This is a genomic window from Sorangium sp. So ce426 (genome assembly GCF_051475585.1).
Taxonomy (GTDB): domain Bacteria; phylum Myxococcota_A; class Polyangia; order Polyangiales; family Polyangiaceae; genus Sorangium; species Sorangium cellulosum_B.
Window position 1 is genome coordinate 1,381,424 of sequence record NZ_CP150341.1, and the last position, 19,946, is coordinate 1,401,369.

Genomic DNA, 19,946 nt, shown 5'->3' on the forward strand with positions numbered 1-19,946 from the left:
TCGGATGAGGAGCGCGAGGCGCGGGAGCGGCGCGCGCCGAGCGGGCGAGCGGAGCGGTAGCGATTGACAGCCGGAGGCGCGCGGCCATAGGGTGCGCGCCGCGCTGGTGCCCGGGCGTTCGCCTGGGCCGAAGAGGGAACCCGGTGAAACTCCGGGGCTGCCCCGCAGCGGTAAGCGAGAACGACCTCCACCCCATGCACTGGCCCGACGAGGGCTGGGAAGCGGTGGACAGTAGGGAGCCGGTCAGACCGGAGCGCTCGCGAGCCCGAAGACCTGCCAGCGCCCGGCGGCGGGAGACATCCGGCGCCGGTTCGACCTGGGAGCCTCGAGGGAGGCGGTGAGGTCCGAGCCGGTGCAGCTCTGCCTCTGCCACGTCCCGGATACCGAACCGCCCCCCGCGTCGCCTTCCGGTCGCCCGCGGGGGCGAGAGGTCGGTCCAGCGCACCGTGCGATGGCCAGCCATTTCGTCCTCGCGGAGCTCGACGCGAGCGGCCCGACGCCGCTCCGCGCGATTGCGGCGAAGGAGGACACGAATGCTGCGCGAGACGGTCACGACGAGCCACGGGCACCGCCATCCATTTCATCTGCTCGCCGCGTTATCCATGGTGCTGGCCGCCGCGCGGCCCGCGCGCGCCGAGGGCCTCGCCCCCGAGTCGCCCGCTGCCCCGCCGGAGGCCGCCGCTGCCCCGCCGGAGGCCGCCGCTGCAGCGCCCGCCGGCGAGGGCGCGCCCGCGGGCGACGCCGCGATCGAGGTCACGATCCAGGCGGAGAAGCCGGGCAGCGAGGCCGCGTCGCGCGTCTCCGTCGGACACCGGGAGCTCGAGCTCAGGCCGAGGCTCCGGCCGGGCGACCTCCTCGAGGCGGTCCCCGGGCTCTTCGCCGTGCAGCACGCGGGCGGCGGCAAGGCGAACCAGTACTTCCTCCGCGGATTCGACGCGGACCACGGGACCGACGTCGCCTTCTTCGTCGACGGCGTGCCCGTCAACATGGTCAGCCACGGCCACGGGCACGGCTTCACCGATCTCTACTTCATGATCCCGGAGCTCGTGACAGGGCTCGACGGGTACAAGGGGCCTTATTACGCGAGCATCGGCGACTTCGGTACGGCGGGCGCCGTCAACCTGCGCTTCGCCGAGAAGCTCGAGGAGAGCCACGCGCAGGTCAGCCTGGGGCAGTACGGTATCCAGCGCGGCCTCGTCATCGCCTCGCCGGATCTCGGCGACACGTGGCGCGCGGTGGCCGCGGCGGAGATCTACCGGAACGACGGGCCGTTCCTGAGTCCGGAGCGGCTCGAGCGCTTCAACGTGTACCTGCGGGCCACGCACGATCTGGGCAACACAGGCAAGGTCCAGATGACATGGATGTCGTATGGATCGACCTGGCACGGCTCCGGCCAGATCCCCGCGCGCGCCGTGTGCGGCGAGGGTGAGCAGGGCGGGTTGAACCCGCCGCCGTCGGCGTTCGGACAGCCGTGCATCGACCATTTCGGCGCCGTGGATCCGACCGAGGGCGGGGCGACCGAGCGGCACATGGCGTCCGTCGCGACCTCGATGGCGTGGCGGGACGCCGATCTGAGCGCGCTCGCCTACCTCGTCCGCTACCGCTTCACGCTGTACTCGAACTTCACGTTCTTCAGCGAGGACCCCGTCCACGGCGACCAGATCGAGCAGAACGACGACCGCGCCGTCGGGGGCGCCGATCTCCGGTTCCGCCGGCAATACGAGATCGGCGGGGCGAGGTTCACGACCTCGCTCGGCGCGCAGATCCGCGCGGACGCGATCGACAAGTCCCTCCACCACGACGAGGCGCGCGAGCGGATCGAGGAGAAGAGCAGGACCCACGTCGACGAGAGCCAGATCGGCGTTTACGTCGAGCAGGACGCCCGGCTCCGGCGCTGGCTCCGCGTCGTGCTCGGGGCGCGCGCGCAGTGGATCGACGTCAACGTGGACGATCCGGGCGAGGACCTCGAGGCGGCGGGGAACAGGTCGAGCGGCGCCCGGGGACAGATGCAGCTGCTCCCGAAGCTCACGGCGATCGTGTCGCCCGCCGAGGGGGTTGATCTGTTCGCCCACTTCGGGCGGGGCTTCCACTCGAACGACGCGCAGGGCGCGGTGCTGGGCGAGGGGGCGGCGACGCTGATCACGCCCGCGACGGGCTACGAGGTCGGCGTGCGGGTCGCGCCCCTGCGCGGGCTGTCGCTGAGCGGGGCCGCGTTCCTGCTCGACCTGGACTCGGAGCTGGTCTGGAGCGGCGACGCGGGAGCGACCGAGGCGTCGGGGCAGACGCGGCGCTACGGGATCGAGATCGGCGGGCGCTACCGGCTCCGGAGCTGGCTCTTCGCGGACGTGGACGCGACCTTCACCCGCGCGCGCTTCCGCGAGAACGCCGGCAACGCGAGCGCGGTCGCCCTCGCGCCGACCCGGACGCTGACCGCGGGCGTCGGCGTCCGCCCGACGTTCGGCGCGTTCACGCCGTTCGCGGCGCTGCGGGTCAAGGCGATCGGCGCTCGGCCCGCGACCGAGGACGAGTCGCTCACCGCCGAGGGGTTCACGGTCGTCGACGCCAACGCCGGGCTGCGGTGGAAGAACGTCGAGGTGGCCGCGGACATCCAGAACCTGTTCGATACGACGTGGCGCGAGGTCCAGTTCGCGAGCGCGTCGCGGCTGCCGTACGAGCCGGCCCCGGTCACCGGGATCCACTACTCGCCAGGGTGGCCGTTCACGGCGATCGGGCGGGCGACGCTGTACTGGGAGTAGGCGCCGCGCCGGCTCATGTCCGGCGGAGGTCCTCGCGTAGCGCGTCGAGCGACGCACGGAACGCGGCTTCGCTCACGGCGGCGCCCGTCGCCGCGGGCAGGAGCGCCGCGAACATCTGCCAGGCTTCCCGGAGGTCACATACCCTGTGCGGATAACGCTGACGGGCAATGAGCGTGAGCCCTGTCACGACGCTGCGAACCATCGCCGCCTGGAACCCCGAGCCCTCGAAGACAACCGCTGAGCACCTGATGGTCGCGCTCGCCTCCGCAAGGAAGCTCGCGATCGCCCTGCGCGCGGGCGCCGGCGGCAACGACGCCCCGCTCTCGATGAGGGTGAGCAGCCCTATGCCGCGCGGGTGCTTCTTGGCGAACTACGCGCACGCGTCCCTCAGGTGGCGCGCGCCGTCCTCGGTCGTCTCGCGGCGCCAGATGACACAGAAGATCCGGTGCCAGGAAGCCAGGACGTAGTCCGGTTGTCTGGTGACCACGTGCCAGGGGTCGGGATGCATGATGGTGCTCGTTCTGGAGCGGTCGCAGCGGAGATGCTCGCGGGGGCCTCAGGGTACACCGGCGTTTCTTCGCCCGCGACACGCACACCAAATCGAGCGTGAGCCACCGGGCGTCGGCAACGGATCGGCGGCGCGCGCCCTCGGAGCTGATGGGCAAGACAACCCCGGTGCCCTCGAGGCTGGGTGGCTCGCGCCGGACACGTTCGATGGCGCCACAATCGATGAGTCCGCCCTGGCACTCTCGAACCCTTCGAGCGGCCAGCGGTGGCCCCGCGCGGCCGCCAGCGGGCGCTCTCGACGCCGGCTCATGGGGCCATTGCTGTGCTCGTCACTCGCCGCTGCCGGCCGCCACGATGACGGCTCGCAGATGCGGAGAGCAGGACGGGAACGGAGAGCCTCGCCGCGTGGCAAACGTGCACCCATGCTGTAGGCTGTGCCGCATGGATCCGACGGAGCTCGGCGCCGATCTGCAATTCCGCCTGCTGGTCGAAGGGGTGAAGGACTACGCCATCTTCATGCTGGACACCGAGGGGCGCGTGATCACGTGGAACGCCGGCGCCGAGCAGATCAAAGGATACTCCGCGCAAGAGGTGATCGGCTCGCACTTCTCGCGCTTCTATCCGGCCGAGGCGATCGAGCGGAAGTGGCCACAGACAGAGCTCGCCGAAGCGCGGCGCGTGGGCCGCTTCGAGGACGAAGGCTGGCGCGTGCGCAAGGACGGCTCGATGTTCTGGGCGAACGTCATCATCACGGCCCTCCACGGCCCCGGCGGCGAGCTGCGCGGCTTCTGCAAGATCACGCGCGATCTGACCGAGCGCAAGCGCCAGGAAGAGTCGCTGCGGCAGAGCGAGGAGCGCTTCCGCACGCTGGTCGAAGGCGTGAAGGATTACGCCATCTTCATGCTCGACCCCGAGGGCAGGGTGACCATGTGGAACGCCGGCGCGGAGCGGATCAAGGGATACTCCGCGCAAGAGGTGATCGGGACGCACTTCTCGCGCTTCTATCCGGCCGAGGCGATCGAGCGCGGCCGGCCAGAGGCGGTGCTCGCCGCCGCGCGGCGCGAAGGCAGCTTCGAGGACGAAGGCTGGCGCGTGCGCAAGGACGGGTCGTCGTTCTGGGCGAGCGTCCTCGTCACGGCCATCCACGGCCCGAGCGGCGAACTGCGCGGCTTCTCCAAGATCACGCGCGACCTGAGCGAGCGCAAGCGCCTGGAGCAGATGGAGTCCAACGCGCGCCAGATGGAGGAATTCGTGGCGATGCTGGCGCACGAGCTGCGCAATCCGCTGGCGCCGATCGCCAACGCGACCAGCGTCCTCAAGCTCGAAGGCAAGGACAACGCCCAGGTCGTCTGGGCAGCCGGCCTGATGGAACGGCAGCTCGGTCAGCTCGTGCGGCTCGTCGACGACCTGCTCGACGTGAGCCGCATCACGCGCGGCAAGATCGCCCTGGAGTCCAAGCGGATCGATCTCGCCGACGTGGTGACGCGCGCGGCGGAAGCGTCCCGGACCTGGATCGACGCGCGCGAGCAGACCCTGGAGCTGCAGCTGCCCGCCGAGCCGCTCGCCATCGTTTCGGGCGACCTGGCGCGGCTCACGCAGGTGGCGAGCAACCTGCTGCACAACGCGGCGAAGTTCACGCCGCTGCGCGGCTCGATCCGGGTCACCGTGGAGGCGGACGACGCGCACGCGATCCTCCGTGTCCGCGACAGCGGCGTGGGGATATCGCCCGAGCTGCTGCCGCAGGTGTTCGATCTGTTCACGCAGGGGGATCGCGGCCTCGATCGCGTCGAGGGCGGGCTGGGCCTCGGATTGACGATCGTGCGCCGGCTGGTCGAGCTGCACGGCGGGACGGTCCGGGCGCTCAGCGAGGGGCCCGGCCGCGGCAGCGAGTTCATCGTGCGATTGCCGCGGCTGACGCGCCCCCTCGCGCCGCCGACGGCGGGCGCGCCCGCGACGAAGGCCGGGCGCAAGCTGCGCATCCTCGTCGTCGACGACAACCGCGACTCGGCCGAGAGCATGGCGCTGCTGCTCAAGCGCATGGGCAACGACGTGCACGCCGCGTTCGACGGCCCTTCGGCGCTCGAGCTCGCGGCGCAGCTCCAGCCGGACGTCGTGCTGCTCGATATCGGCATGCCGGGCATGACAGGATATGACGTCGCGCGCGCGCTGCGCCGCATTCCGGGCCTCGCGGGCCTATCGCTGTTCGCGATGACCGGTTACGGCCAGGAATCGGACCGCCGCATGACACGGGAGGCCGGGTTCGACGTGCACCTGGTCAAGCCGGTCCGCGCGGAGGTGCTGAAACAGCACCTGGCGGACATCGCCAATCGCGCTGGAGCCCGCTGAGCGCCTCATCCCGCCGCGGGCCAGGGCGCCATTGCGAGGGCGCGCGCCCTGCGCTTCCATGCCGCCCGCCTCGTGACCACGCCGCCGCCGCCCCCGCCCGCCGCGCTCCGCGCCACGCGCGTCCGCGCAGAGATCGTCGCGACCGGCTGGGAGCTGTTCTCGGCGCTCCTGTTCCTCTCCGCCGTCGTCCCCGCCGCCCTCACCACGCCGTGGCCGGCGATCCTCCTGCTCGCCTCCCTGGCCGCCTCGGCCGCGCTCTCGGGCGCGCTCACCCGCCGCGGCGACCGCGGCTTCGCCGTCGCGGCGGCGATCCGCGCCCTCTCGTGGCCGCTCGCGGTCTTGCCGCTCGCGTTCCGGGGCGCCCCGACCGCGCCCCCTTCCTGGCCAGGCCCGCTCGGGATCGGCCGCGCGACGCCGCCGTCGTGGCTCGGCCTCCTTGTGACCGCGGTCGCCTTCGGCGTCATGGCGGGCGGCATGCGCCGCGCGATCTACCGCGCGCTGCTCCGCGAAGGCGCCGTCGAGGGCGGCGCCGGAGACGCCGCCTCGGCGCGCGCCCTCGCCGCGGCGCTCCGGCCGAGGCTCGCGGAGTCGGCGGCGACCGCGGGCATCGTCGGCGGGCACGTCATGCTGCTCTTCTGCGTCGCCTTCCTCCGCACCCAGAGCCAGGTCGTGTTCCAGGCGTGGTTCGAGGTCGTCCCCCTGCTCGCCCTCTCCGGCACCCTCGGCTTCACGCTCGCCGTGCGCCCCGCCACGCGCCCGATCCTGGCCGCCCTCGCGGCCGGCCCTTCCGGCGCCCGCGCCCTGCTCGGCCGCGGCCTCGCCCGCGCCGAGCGGCTCCCCGACGTGCTCGCCTCCTTGAACTTCGCGCTGTGGCTCGGGTGCACCGCGATCGGCATGGCCTACGTGCGCGTCGGCGCCACCTCCAGCGTCGCCGACGCGCTCATGCAGCTCGGCTTCGGCGCCCTCTTCGCCTTCGGCGTCTCGTTCTACCAGCGCGCCTGGCACAGGGACTCGGTCGCCCGCGCGGTGGACCTCCTGCGCGCCTGGACGGGCGCGCCCGAGCACGGCGGCGCGCCCCCGACGCCCCTCCGGCGGCGCATGCTGCGCGACTTCGGGCTGCCCCTCCTGTTCACGGGGCTCCTCTCGCTCTTCTCGTCGATCGGCCTCTACCGCGCGCTCGCCACCGGCTCGTCGTTCGACGAGGACTTCAACGCGATCACCGCGCTCTTCGCCTCGCTGTCCCTCCTCGTCCTCGCCGCCCTCGGCGTCGTCGCGCGGGCGGCGCGCGAGCTCTCCCGGCCGATGGCGCAGCTCGCCCGCGCCGCCGACGAGGTCGCGCGCGGCGAGCTCGACGCCGCCGTGCCGCGGCTGTCAGGGCCGAAGGAGGTCGTGGGCCTCGGCGAGAGCGTCGAGCGCATGCGGCAGGCGCTGTCCCGCACGATCGCCGAGCTCGAGGCCGAGCGCGCCGGCCTCGAGGAGAACGTGGCCGCGCGCACCGCGGAGCTCACGCGCGCCCTGTCCGAGCTGAAGCGGACGCAGGCCGCGCTCATCCAGGGCGAGCGGCTCGCCTCCATCGGCGAGCTCGTGGCCGGCGTGGCGCACGAGATCTATAACCCGCTGAACGCCATCGCCGGCGCCGCCCAGCCGATCGAGGAGCGCGCCGCGGAGCTCCGCGCCGTCCTCGACGCGTACCGCGAGGCGGAGCGCGATCTCCCGGGCGAGCGCCGCCGCGCGCTCGAGGCGCTCCGCGAGCGGCTCCAGACCGAGGCGGCGCTCGACGATCTCGCCGGCATCTCGACGCTCGTCCACCGCGCGGTCGAGCGCAGCGTCCGCATCGTCACGAACCTGAAGAGCTTCTCGCGCGTCTCGGGCGAGCCGCTGCCTGTCGACCTGCACGCGGGGCTCGAGGAGACGCTGCTCCTGCTCGGCCCGCGGCTCCGGCAGGCGCGCATCGAGGTGATCCGGCGCTACGGCGAGCTGCCGCCCGTCACCTGCCGGGGCGGCGAGATCAACCAGGTGTTCATGAACCTCCTCGTCAACGCCATCCAGGCGCTCGAGGCGCCGCCGGCGCCCGCCGCGCGGGCAGAGGAGGGAACCTCCGGCGGGGGCGCGGCGCCGCGCGCGCCCGGCGAGCCGGCGATCTGCGTCGAGACCTGGGTCGACGAGGACATGGCGGCCGTCGCGATCTCGGACAGCGGGCCGGGCGTTCCGCCGGACCTCGCCCAGCGCATCTTCGATCCGTTCTTCACGACGAAGCCGCGAGGGCAGGGGACCGGCCTCGGGCTGTCGATCTCGACCGAGATCGTCCGGCGGCACGGCGGCACGCTCGCCCTCGCGCCAGAGCCGGAACCAGAACGAGAAGACGGCGACGCCGGCCGCGGCGGACACCCGTGCCGCGGAGCGCCGGCCTCGGTCCACGGCGCGCGCTTCGTCTGTCGCCTGCCCCTCGATCCTCGCCCGGCGAGCGCCCGTCCGCAAGGCGATACCCCTCCTCCCGCGCGGCCGTCCGCGGAGGCGAGCCCGCCCGCACGGCCGTCCGCGGAGGCGAGCCCGCCCGCACGGCCGTCCGCGGAGGCGAGCCCGCCCGCTCGGCCTGTCGCGCGGCTAGGCTAGGCTAGGCTCGACGAGACGAGCGCGTCCTCGGCGCCGGTCTCCCACCCCACCTCCACGCGGAGCTCGCGCGAGATTCATCGCAACCCGATCGCGGGCCCGTAGACCAGCTGTTTCAAACCGGATACGTTCAGCGAGCGATCCGACTCACCGCACAGCGCAATAGGGCCCTGAGAGACGAGAACGGCTCTTCTGGGGAGCGCTGAGGAGAAACGAAGGCACCATGGAGCGCGCGATTCAGCGACCGGCAGGTCCCAAGGCTTCGAGCACCGATCCGTTGATCGGGAAGGTCGTGGCCGGCAGGTACCGGCTCGAGGCACGGCTTGGCGAAGGCGGCATGGGCGTCGTTTATCGCGCCCGCCACGTGCTGATCGACCGGGTCGTCGCCCTGAAGCTCATCCGGCCCGATCTCCGCGGAGAGACCCACCTCCGCGCGTGGATGCTGCGCGAGGCGCGCGCCGCAAACCGCGTTGATCACGCCCACATCATCGATATCCACGACATCGGCGAGACCGAGGAGGGCGAGCTCTATCTCGTCATGGAGTACCTCGTCGGCACGCCGCTCTCGGCGGAGCTCGCGCGCGGCCCGATGCCGATCGCGCGATCGGTGGACATCCTCGAGCAGATGTGCGCCGCGCTCGCGCGCGCCCACGACCTCGGCGTCGTGCACCGCGATCTGAAGAGCGACAACATCCTGCTCACCCACCGCGGCGGCCGGAAGGATTTCGTCAAGATCCTCGATTTCGGCCTCGCCGCCATCGCGCGCGACCCGCGCCTCGCCCCGAAGGGCGCGGTCTTCGGGACGCCCGAGTACATGTCGCCCGAGCAGGCGCGCGGCGAGGAGGCGACGTCGCAGTCCGACCTCTACGCGCTCGGCGTGCTCTTCTTCGAGATGCTGACCGGGCAGCTCCCCTTCCGCGCGAACGACCGCGACACGCTCCTCGAGATGCAGCGGACCCACGCGCCGCCGCGGCCCCGCTCGATCCGCCCCGACGCGCACGCGCAGGGCGAGGCGATCGTGCTGCGCCTGCTCGAGAAGGACATCCGCAAGCGCTACCGCGACGCCCACCACCTCCAGGAGGAGCTGAAGGCGCTCCAGCGCGGGCTCCCGGCCCACGCGTGGGAGGTCGAGGGGAGCGACGGCGTGCCGGTGCCGCCGCCGCCGCCGCCGCCGCAGAGCGCCGGCGTCATCGAGTGGGCGAGCCGGGCGGCCCTGTTCTCGCGCATGGTCTCCCGCGCCTACCCGTCCGGGCAGGTGCCGCAGGAGGTCCAGAACGGCCTTGCGCAGGCCTGGGACCTCGCCGCGCGCGCCAACAAGCTCGAGGGCGAGGTCGCGAGCCTCACCCGCAAGCTCGAGGCGCTCGAGCGCCGCGGCCGCGCGCTGCGCGCCGAGATCGGCCGCAAGGTCGAGGAGCTCGCGCACGAGGAGTCGCGCGTGATGCGCGAGGCGATGGCCGACGGCGAGGACGTCGAGAAGGTCCGCGTCGAGCTCGCCGCCGCCGAGAAGCTCGCGCTGTCCGCGCGTCAGCTGGCGGACGGGGCGGCCCGCCAGGGCAACCACGATCCGCTCATCTACGAGCGCGCGGGCGCGGCCGGCGCGACCGCGCAGGCGAAGCGCGAGCAGCTCGGGCGTTACGAGCACAAGAAGAACACGCGCGAGGCGAACGCGCGCGACCTGCGCCGCCAGATCGACGAGCTCCGCGCCCAGCTCGCCCGCTACGCCGAGGCCCTGGAGGAGGACCTGGCCCAGGGGCGCGAGCGCGTCGCGGCGCGCACGCGCGAGGGGCTCGCCTACGAGAAGTCGTTCAGCGAGGCCTCCAACCTGCTGCTGAGCCACCTCCGCAACAAGCCGGAGTGTCGGGACCTCGTGGCGGAGCTCCTCACGTCCCACGCCAGCCCTGGCGCGGACTCGGGCTCGGATCAGCGCCTCTCCGGCTCGGATCGGCGGCTGAACAACGCGACCGAGCGCAACTGAACACGGACGAGGACAGCTGAACACGATCGAGCGCAGCTGAAAGCGTCCGAGCGCAGCTGAATACGACCGGACGCGACAGCGTGGGACAGCGTTCGGTCGTGCGTGCTTCTTTCTCTTCTCACCATCGTACGTAATCTCTCACTATCGTACGTAATCTCCCTACGTGATCTCCTGACGTCGCGCCGCTGACAGGCCTTCTCGTCGTGGGCGCGCATCACACCCTCTCGACGGCGTCTCGGGTGCATGGTAGCTAGCGCGCGCCTCGGGGGTCCGGTCACGGTGGAGGCATGCCTGGCAGCTCTGGGCGCTCCGACACCCTCCGGTCGTCGAGGGACGAGGCTGTGCTGAAGCGTCGGCGTTAGAGCAAGAGCCCCTCCGGCAGCGCGCCGGTCCCCTTCCCCTTTACGCAGGCGGCCAACCCCTCGGAACCACGAAGCAGCGAGCGGCGATGGCGCCGTCCTCTGCCTCGGATTTTGCGATGGAGGCACACCGTCCATGAACGTTCTCCGGTCCCACAAGGCCTGGCTCGCACCGATGCTGGCTGGGCTCGCCGCGCTTGCCCTGCTGCTCAGCGGCGGGCTCGCCAGCGCCAGTGAATCCGATCTGGTCCTCCCCGACCTAGGCACCCAGTCCTTCGGTGGCATCGATGGCCGCACGCTCCTCATGGGCGGCATCGGCGTCTGCGCGCTCGGGTTCGTGTTCGGGCTCGTCATTTACTCGCAGCTGAACAAGCTCCCGGTCCACCGCGCGATGCGGGAGATCTCGGAGCTCATCTACGAGACCTGCAAGACGTACCTCGTCACGCAGTTCAAGTTCATCCTGGTCCTGGAGATCCTGATCGGCGCGGTCATGGTTCTCTACTTCGGCGTGCTGCGTCACATGGATGCCGCGAAGGTCGTGGTCATCCTGCTGAGCAGCCTCGTCGGCATCGCCGGCAGCTGCGGCGTCGCGTGGTTCGGCATGCGCATCAACACGTTCGCGAACTCGCGCGCCGCGTTCGCGAGCCTCAAGGGCAAGCCGTTCCCGACGTACGCGATCCCGCTCAAGGCCGGGATGAGCATCGGCGCGGTCCTCATCAGCACCGAGCTCATGCTCATGCTGGTGATCCTGCTCTTCATCCCGGGCGACTACGCCGGCCCGTGCTTCATCGGCTTCGCCATCGGCGAGTCGCTCGGCGCCTCCGCGCTCCGCATCGCGGGCGGCATCTTCACGAAGATCGCCGACATCGGCTCGGACCTCATGAAGATCGTCTTCAACATCAAGGAAGACGACGCGCGCAACCCGGGCGTCATCGCCGACTGCACCGGCGACAACGCCGGCGACTCGGTCGGCCCGAGCGCCGACGGCTTCGAGACGTACGGCGTCACCGGCGTCGCGCTCATCTCGTTCATCCTCCTCGCCGTCCCCGACACGGCCGTCCAGGTCCAGCTGCTCGTCTGGATCTTCGTGATGCGCATCGTGATGGTCCTCGCGAGCATCGGCTCGTACCTCCTCAACGAGGCGATCGCGAAGGGGTCCTACGCCGACGCCGACAAGATGAACTTCGAGGCCCCCCTGACGCGCCTCGTCTGGCTGACCTCGATCGTGTCGGTCGCGCTCACCTACGCCGTGTCGGCGTTCATGATCCCGAACCTCGGCGGCGACACGACGCTCTGGTGGAAGCTCTCGTCGATCATCACCTGCGGCACCCTGGCGGGCGCCATCATCCCGGAGATGATCAAGATCTTCACCTCGACCGAGTCGCGCCACGTCCGCGAGGTCGTGACCGCGTCGCGCGAGGGCGGCGCCTCGCTGAACGTCCTGTCGGGCCTGACCGCCGGCAACTTCAGCGCGTACTGGATGGGCATCGTCCTCGTCGCGCTGATGGGCATCTCGTACTACTTCTCCGCCCAGGGCCTCGGGCAGCTGATGATCGCGGAGAGCGTGTTCGCCTTCGGCCTCGTGGCGTTCGGCTTCCTCGGCATGGGCCCGGTGACCATCGCGGTCGACTCCTACGGCCCGGTGACCGACAACGCGCAGTCGGTCTACGAGCTCTCGCTCATCGAGAGCGTCCCGAACGTCGAGGCCGAGTTGAAGAAGGATTTCGGCTTCACCCCGAACTTCGACAAGGCGAAGCACTACCTCGAGGAGAACGACGGCGCGGGCAACACCTTCAAGGCGACGGCCAAGCCGGTGCTCATCGGGACGGCGGTCGTCGGCGCGACGACGCTCATCTTCTCGATCATCGTCGTGCTCAGCAACACGCTGGTGAAGAACGCGGCGAACCTCACGCCCCAGGAGCGGTTGAAGGAGATCATGGGCCTGCTCTCGCCGCTCCACCCGCCGTTCCTGCTCGGCCTCGTGACGGGCGGCGCGATCATCTACTGGTTCACCGGCGCGTCGACCCAGGCGGTCTCGACCGGCGCCTACCGCGCGGTCGAGTTCATCAAGGCGAACATCCGCCTCGAGGGCGTGGAGAAGGCCTCGATCACCGACAGCAAGAAGGTGGTCGAGATCTGCACGCAGTACGCGCAGCGGGGGATGTTCAACATCTTCCTCGGCGTCTTCTTCTCGACGCTCGCCTTCGCCTGCCTCGAGCCGTTCTTCTTCATCGGCTACCTCATCAGCATCGCGCTCTTCGGGCTCTATCAGGCGATCTTCATGGCGAACGCCGGCGGCGCCTGGGACAACGCGAAGAAGCTCGTCGAGGTGGAGCTGAAGGAGAAGGGCACGCCGCTCCACGCGGCGACGGTCGTCGGCGACACCGTGGGCGACCCCTTCAAGGACACCTCGTCTGTCGCGATGAACCCCATCATCAAGTTCACGACGCTGTTCGGCCTCCTCGCGGTCGAGCTGGCGATCGAGATCGACCGCGGGACGAGCCTCGTTCTCGCGGGCATCTTCTTCGTGCTCTCGATGGTGTTCGTGTACCGCTCCTTCTACGGGATGCGGATCAAGTCGGACGAGAAGGCGACCGCCGCTGCGGGCGCCCGCGCCACGGCCTGAGCCGGGCGTCTCCTCTCGCGCTCGGCGCTCCCCGCGCCCTCTCGCCCCCCTCTCGCGCGCGCTGACCTCCCCCGCCGCCCGACGCCGCTCCGCGGTCGACGGCGCGCAGGGGAGGGCCTTGCGCCCAGCGCGCCCGCACTATAGTGACCCTTCATGCGAGCGCTCTGCCCCACGTGCGGCCTCCATCACGAGGTAGTCCGGGTCCTCGAAGACGGGCACGGCGAGCAGCGCAAGGACGTCTATCAGGTAGAGCCGCTCCTCGGCTGCGAGCGCACCTGGATCTCGGACAGGGAGCTGCTCGAGGCGCGCGCGCGCTTCGGCCAAGACGTCGTCGTGCCCGACGAGGACGACGAGTAGCGGCGACGACGGCTGCGCGGTCATGGCGCCTGCGCGGTCATGACGAGCAAGGCGGCTCCGCCGGTCATCCGAGGGCTCTTCGCCGCGGCCCCGTCGCGTGGCCGCCGGTCGTGCGGTGCTCATGACACGCCTGATCGAGGGTCAGGGGATCTCTGACAACAACTCGTCGCGTGAGGGGCATTGGGGCGCCACCGTCGCCAGGCATCGTCTGCGGCCATTACCCGGCGGAGACGAGGACATGATGACGAGGCGGACCCTGAGGACGGCGTTGCTTCTGGTGCTCGCAGGCGGTCTTGGCGCGATCGGGAGCGGTTGCGGCGAGGATGGCGCGAAGGGCGCGCCCGGGGCGCCCGGTGAACAGGGCGCACCAGGCAAGGACGGCGCGAACGGTGAGCAGGGGGAGCCCGGTGAGCCGGGGGAGCCGGGGGAGCCGGGGGAGCCGGGCGCGCCCGGTGAACCCGGTGCGCCAGGCGAGCCCGGGGCGCCCGGTGAACCCGGTGCGCCAGGCGAGCCCGGTGTGCCAGGCGAGCCCGGTGTGCCAGGCGAGCCCGGCGCGCCCGGCGAGGACGCGCCGGTGTGGAGCAACGCCGCGAACCTCGCGCACTACGTGAGAGAGCGCGTCGCGCTGTTCGCCACCGGCAACTTGCCCGAGGGCGAGCAGTTCCCGCTCCGCGCGGCCGCGACCGACACCATCCGAGCGCTCGCCGGCGTGCGCTCCGACATCGTGGTGACCTGGCTCGATCCGCTGACCTTCAGCACCGCGCCGGAAGCGCCCCGCTTCGGCGCCAACAACGATTACACAGCGTTCTTCGGCGAAGGGTGGGCCGCCACCGCGGGCGACGCGCCGCAGTGGAGCGGCTCCGCCACCGCCGGGTGGCTCTGGGTCAACCACGAGTACGTCTCCGGGCGAAGCCCGACGGTCAGCTCCGCGCCGACCGGGCAGCACCTCACGCTGGCCCGGCACCTGCGCAAGCTCGGCGTCCTCACGAATGATGTCGAGTCGAACGTCTGGTCGCAGGCGGACGTCGACACCTATATTCGATGGGAAAAGAAGGAGGTCGGCGGCTCCTGGCTCCGGACCGTGCAGGACCCGGCGACGGGCGCATGGTCGGTCGACCGGAGCGCGACCGCCGTCCGCTACGACGCGACGAGCAAGACGCTGAGCCGCCTCGCGGGGCACGTGCTCTCGAGTCCGGGCCACGACGACACGACCGGCGCGGCGCTCGCGGGCGGGCTCGTGGCCGGCATCATGGGCGACTGCGCCGGCGGGCAGACGCCCTGGGGCACGGTGATCACCGCCGAGGAGAACGTGCAGGACTACTACGGTGATCTCGAGGCGAGCTGGTCGGGCGATCAGCGGTTCCTCACCGGCCGGGGCTTCGACCCGGGCGCGCCGGTGAGCCCGGTCTTCGAGGCGAGCACCAGCGCGGAGTTCGGGCGCATCTCCGATCCGAACGGCCGGCAGCCGCGCGACCATTACGGTTATCTCACCGAGATCGACCCGGGGCAGCCCGCAGGCGAGTACGACGGCAAGACGCAGCCGGGCACGGGCCACAAGAAGTTCGGCTTCATGGGCCGCGCCCGCTGGGAGGCCGCGACGTTCGCCGTCGACGACGCGTGGAGGCTCGCGCCCGGCCGGCCGATCGTCGTCTACGGGACCGACGATCGCCGCGGCGGCCGCATCTACAAGTACGTGACCAGCGGCAACTACACGGCCGGGATGACGCGGGCGGCGATCCGCGCGCTGCTCGACGAGGGCAAGCTCTACGCGGCGCACATGGCCGGGCTCGACAACACGACAGGCAACACCCTGGTCGCGACCCGCGCGGCCCCGACCGAGGCGGCCCCGGGCACGGGGCAGTGGATCGAGCTCTCCGTCGACAGCGCCGCCATCGCGCCGAACGCGGCAGCGCTCGGCGACCCGGCCAGGACCGTCGGCGACGCGCTGCGCGACGTGAGCTGGAACCGGATCGGCGGCTTCCAGACGGATCACGACGTCTGGCGCGCGCTGTTCACGGTGAGCAACAAGGTCGGGATCATGGAGCTGAACCGGCCCGAGGACATCGAGTGGAACCCGCGCGACCCGAGCGGCACGCCGCGCCTCTACGTGGCGTTCACCAACCACACGGGGCAGACGGCGCTCGATCAGGGCGGCGCTGTCTTCGATCCGGCGACCCACGCGACCCAGTCCCCGAAGCGCGCGGACGCCGTGGGCTCGATCTTCGCCCTGGAGGAGTCCGACCCCGCGAACCCGGGCGCGTCGACCGAGTTCCTGTACTTCGAGGTCTGGCACGGCGCGAAGGGGCAGGGCGACTTCGACGCCTCCTGCCCGGACAACCTGCTCCTCGACCGCGATGGCGGCGTGTGGTTCGGCACCGACGGCAACTTCGGCGTGGCCTCGCACGCGGACGCCTTCTACTACCTCGATCTCGACCCCGCCCACCGCGCGGGCCAGCCGGGCGTGACCCAGCCGAGCTTCGGCAAGGCGTTCCGCGTCGTGGGGCTGCCGAGCGACGCGGAGGCGACAGGCCCGTCCTTCACGCCCGACATGGGCACGATCTTCATGTCGGTGCAGCACCCCGGCGAGAACGCCTACAGCACCTGGCCGAAGGGCGACGCCTCCCTGTCGAGCGTCATCGCGGTCACCTTCCTGCCCGAGTGATCCCCCCGATGTCCGCCCGCCGCGCGCGCCTGCTGTCCGCGCCCCTGGCCTTCGCGGCGGTGTCCGCCGTCCTCGCCGCGGGCGCGCGCTGCGGCGGGGGCGGCTACGACCCGCTCGCCACCGCGGCCGCGCGCGCCGGGCGCGCGGGCAACCCCGAGGCGTCGATCCCGCCGATGTGTTACGCGAATACGGCCGGCGGCGCGAACGGCTGCTGGACGTGCCACACGATCGGGATCGGCCCGAACACGCTCGCCGATCACGAGCTCCAGCGCGAGTACGGCTTCTCGGACGCGGCCCGGAAGAACCCCTGGACGAACCTGATCGAGGACCTCTCGGCCGCCGCCGCCCGGACGAGCGACGCGGAGATCCTCGAGTACATCCGGGAGGACAACTACGCGCCGCTGCGCGAGGCGCTCGCCGCGCGCCGGGATTACCCGGGCTACGTGCCGGATCTCGACCTCGGCGCCGGGCTCGACGAGGAGGGCTTCGCGCGCGACGGGAGCGGCTTCCGCGCGGTCCGCTACAAGCCGTTCCCCGGCAGCTTCTGGCCCACGAACGGCAGCGCCGGCGACGTCTTCCTACGGCTGCCGGCCGCGTTCCGCGAGGACGCCTCGGGCGCGCCGTCGCGCGAGGTGTACAAGCTGAACCTCGCGCTGCTCGAGGCGGCGATCGCGTCGCCGTCGCCCCTGCCGAGGGAGGGCGCGGCCGGGCCCGCCGGCGCGGCCGCCGGGCGGGAGGTGGAGCCGGTGAGCGAGCTCCTCGCCGGCTTCGATCTCGACGGCGACGGCGCGCTCGAGCCCGCGGTGACGCGCGTCGTCCGCCTGCCCGCGCGGTACGCCGGCGGGGCGGCCGGCGTCCCGGTGCGGGCGTGGCTCTACCCGCGCGGGGCGGAGCTCCTGCACTCGGTGCGGTACCTCGACCCGGATCGCCCGGCGCTGCTCGCGGCGCGGATGAAGGAGCTGCGCTACGCGCGCAAGGTCGACGAGCCGGACGACTGGGCGATCGCGCGCGCGTACGAGCGCGAGGCGGAGGAGAAGGACGAGGGGCAGCCGCCGTTCCACCCGGGCGGGCCCGAGGTCGGGCTTCGCAACGCGTTCGGCTGGCAGATCCAGGCGTTCATCGAGGACGAGCAGGGCCGGCTGCGGCTGCAGACCGCGGAGGAGCACCGGGCGTGCATGGGCTGCCACGGCGCGGTCGGGGTGACGGTGGACCACACCTTCTCGCTGGCGCGCAAGGTGCCCGGCGCGGCCGGCTGGCGGCACCAGGACCTGCGCGGCATGCCCGACGTGCCGCAGGCCGGCCACGCGGAGCCGGAGGTGCTGACCTACCTGCGCCGCGCGCGCGGGGCCGACGACTACCGCGGGAACGCGGAGATGCTCGCCCGCTTCTTCCCGGGCGGCGCGCTCGACGAGGCCGAGGTGCGGCGCGGCGCGCCCGGCGGCGACCGCGATCTCGCGTACCTGGTCGCGCCGTCGCGCGAGCGGGCCCTCCTGCTGGACAAGGCCTACCGGGCCCTGGTGCGAGCGCAGCGCTTCGAGGCGGGGCGGGATGTGGCGCTCGGGCCCGCGACGGGGATCCTGCGCGTCGTGGAGGGCGAGTCGACGGGCCTCGGCGAGGCGCAGCGCGTGTACCTCGACGGGCGGGCGCACCTCGCCTGGTGAGGCCTGGGGTGCGGGCGCGCGGCGCGTCTCGGGCGAGGCGCGAGGCGCCCGGCTGGCCCGCGCACGCTCAGTTGGGCGCGAGCGGGCCCGGCGTCTCGGGCGGCTGGTCGGCGAGCGGCCGGTTGCGCCCGTCGACGCGGAGCACGCGCGGCGTGTGCCGCCGCGCCTCGGCGTCGTCCATGTCCGCGAAGGTCGCGATGATCACGAGGTCGCCGGGCTGGTTGAGGTGCGCCGCCGCGCCGTTGATGCACACGACGCCCGAGCCGCGCGCCCCCGCGAGCGCATACGTGGTCAGCCGGGAGCCGCGCGTCACGTTCCAGATGTCGACCGCCTCGTACGGCAGGATGTCGGCGGCCTCCAGGAGGTCGGCGTCGATCGTGACGCTGCCCTCGTAGTGCAGATCCGCGTGGGTCACTGTCGCGCGGTGGATCTTGCTCTTGAACATCCGTCGGTTCATGCGTGATGCCCTCTGCCCTTCCCGGCCAGGGACGGCGGCGCGCGCCGGGTCGAGCGCGCGCCGGGTCGAGCGCGCCCGCGGGCGCGGCGGGCCTCCCTCGCCAGGGAAAGGACGGGCTACCTCATGCGCGCAGCCGGCGGTCAGTCAAGGAACAATCGCTGCCGCAGGAGCCGGCCGCCCGCCAGGTGGATGGCGTCCTCGTCGGGCAGCGGGTCGTCCGGGCCTGGCAGCGCGTCGGGGGGGCCGACCACCAGGACGACCTCGCAGGGACCCACCGCGACGTCCCGGAACAGCTCCTCGCGCGTGCCCGAGATGCTCGCGCCGCCGGCGCCGTCCAGCGCCAGCTCCACGGGCCACGGGCGCGCGCTCCCGCCCTGCACCAGGAAGGCCCTTACCGCGACCGGCGCCGGCACGCGCGCGCCGGGCGAGAGCGCGATCGCGAGCCTTTCGCCCCTGCCGACGTGGCGCGGGGCGCCCGGCCCGCGAGCTCCCTGCTGCGGGCCGTCGCCGAGGGTCGTCGTCGCGAGCGTGTAGTCGGGGAGCGGGGCGGCGCCCGGCGCGAACGGCGCGGGCCGCAGCGCGAGCAGCGACACGAGCGCCGCCGACACGACCCAGCCGACCACGCCAACGGCCGCCCGGGCCCGCGCCGCCGGAGTCGTCCGCCGCGCGCTCCGCCGCTCGACGACCAGCTCGGGGTGCGACAGGCCCTTGCGCGGCGGCCTGGCGAGGGCGTCCGCGCCGTCCTGCGCGCGCTGGGCAGGCTGCCCGGGCGCCGCGCTCGATCGCGCATCGCGCGGCGGCTCCGATGTCCCGGGCGGCACCGATTCGCCGTCGATCGCGCGACAGACCGGCGCGTCCGTGGTGGACGGCGCGCTCGTCCCGCTGAGCGAGTCGGCGTCCGCGCCGAGCGGCGCGGCATCGGCGACGTCGCTCGCCTCCTCCGCGTCGCAGTCCCACTCCTCGGGGCACCGGAAGCGGATCCCCGACTTCCGATCGACCGCTGGACGCGCGAGCGGAGACGGCGCGGGCGCACCGCCGCGCGGCTCCCGGAGCTGGGCGAGGAGCTGGTCGGAGAGCCGGGCGCGGGTCTCGTCGTCGAGGGGCGGCCGGACTTCGCGCTCCTCCCGCCCGGCGCTCGAGCGCGCCGCGGTGTTCGCGGCGTCTCCCGGAGCGTCTTGCGCGCCGTCCGGGCGCGTCTCCTCGGCGAGCCTGCGCCAGCGCGGATCGGTCGTCGGATCCCGCTGTGCGATGCGCGTCAGGGCGCGCAGCAGCTCGTCGTCGTCCATCAGTCGCTCCCCGCGTCGCGCCACGCGGTACAGCGCTCGCCCCGCCGGCACCGGCTCAGGAGCGCGGGCGCAGCAAGGGGGACCGGAAGGGGGGGGCGCCGCTCGCCGAGCGTCAGGGTAGGCACCCCGTCGCTCAGATTCGCCTCGTGGATCAGCGCGAGCGGTCGCTCGGGCATCTGATTCCCTTCCCCTGGGGATCGAAGAACCCCAGTTTGCTATTCACGTTATCCGGTTCTCGCCTCGCCCGTCAATGGAGCTCGGGGCGCGCCCGGGGGGCTTCTCCCCCCCGCTCGTCGGCGTGAACATGGCTGTCAACGTGAACGTAAACGTGGACGTGGTCGTGG

General features: G+C 72.4%; 12 protein-coding genes and 1 riboswitch. Of the genes, 9 read left to right on the forward strand and 3 right to left on the reverse strand.

Features of this window, described 5'->3' with window-relative positions; all coding sequences use genetic code 11:
- The first annotated feature begins 87 nt into the window (after positions 1-87).
- Positions 88-295, forward strand: a riboswitch (cobalamin riboswitch).
- A 238-nt stretch (positions 296-533) separates the two neighbouring features.
- From WMF44_RS05100 to WMF44_RS05140, 9 genes are all read left to right on the forward strand, one after another.
- On the forward strand, positions 534-2,756 hold the full coding sequence (locus WMF44_RS05100) for a TonB-dependent receptor (RefSeq protein WP_437297990.1): 2,223 nt from the start codon (positions 534-536) through the stop codon (positions 2,754-2,756).
- Positions 2,757-2,923: 167 nt separating this feature from the next.
- Entirely contained in the window at positions 2,924-3,223 is a 300-nt protein-coding gene (locus WMF44_RS05105; RefSeq protein ID WP_437297991.1) for a hypothetical protein, read from the forward strand.
- Positions 3,224-3,704: 481 nt separating this feature from the next.
- Positions 3,705-5,609, forward strand: a complete 1,905-nt coding sequence (locus WMF44_RS05110; RefSeq protein WP_437297992.1) for a hybrid sensor histidine kinase/response regulator — start codon at positions 3,705-3,707, stop codon at positions 5,607-5,609.
- 72 nt (positions 5,610-5,681) lie between these two features.
- Positions 5,682-8,222 carry an ATP-binding protein gene (locus WMF44_RS05115; protein WP_437297993.1) on the forward strand — a complete coding sequence of 847 codons (2,541 nt, stop codon included), beginning with the start codon at positions 5,682-5,684 and terminating at the stop codon, positions 8,220-8,222.
- A 220-nt stretch (positions 8,223-8,442) separates the two neighbouring features.
- Complete coding sequence (locus WMF44_RS05120; RefSeq protein ID WP_437297994.1) at positions 8,443-10,194, forward strand: protein kinase domain-containing protein; 1,752 nt, start codon at positions 8,443-8,445, stop codon at positions 10,192-10,194.
- Between the two features lie 495 nt (positions 10,195-10,689).
- Entirely contained in the window at positions 10,690-13,179 is a 2,490-nt protein-coding gene (locus WMF44_RS05125) for a sodium-translocating pyrophosphatase (RefSeq protein WP_437297995.1), read from the forward strand.
- Positions 13,180-13,332: 153 nt separating this feature from the next.
- A complete protein-coding gene (locus WMF44_RS05130; RefSeq protein WP_437297996.1) occupies positions 13,333-13,536 on the forward strand; it encodes a hypothetical protein in 204 nt (67 codons plus the stop codon).
- 238 nt (positions 13,537-13,774) lie between these two features.
- Positions 13,775-16,198, forward strand: a complete 2,424-nt coding sequence (locus tag WMF44_RS05135; RefSeq protein WP_437297997.1) for a PhoX family protein — start codon at positions 13,775-13,777, stop codon at positions 16,196-16,198.
- A gap of 8 nt (positions 16,199-16,206) precedes the next feature.
- Complete coding sequence (locus tag WMF44_RS05140) at positions 16,207-17,859, forward strand: hypothetical protein (RefSeq protein WP_437297998.1); 1,653 nt, start codon at positions 16,207-16,209, stop codon at positions 17,857-17,859.
- A gap of 67 nt (positions 17,860-17,926) precedes the next feature.
- On the opposite strand, the gene panD is transcribed toward WMF44_RS05140, so the two are convergent.
- The 3 genes from panD to WMF44_RS05155 all read right to left on the reverse strand — a co-directional run bounded on the left by panD (position 17,927) and on the right by WMF44_RS05155 (position 19,778).
- A complete protein-coding gene (panD, locus tag WMF44_RS05145; RefSeq protein WP_437297999.1) occupies positions 17,927-18,316 on the reverse strand; it encodes an aspartate 1-decarboxylase in 390 nt (129 codons plus the stop codon).
- 140 nt (positions 18,317-18,456) lie between these two features.
- Entirely contained in the window at positions 18,457-19,602 is a 1,146-nt protein-coding gene (locus WMF44_RS05150) for a hypothetical protein (RefSeq protein ID WP_437298000.1), read from the reverse strand.
- The gene (locus WMF44_RS05155) at positions 19,602-19,778 is read right to left on the reverse strand and encodes a hypothetical protein (RefSeq protein WP_437298001.1); all 177 of its coding nucleotides are present in this window, start codon (positions 19,776-19,778) and stop codon (positions 19,602-19,604) included. Before WMF44_RS05155 ends, WMF44_RS05150 begins: the two co-directional genes overlap by 1 nt.
- Positions 19,779-19,946 lie beyond the last annotated feature (168 nt).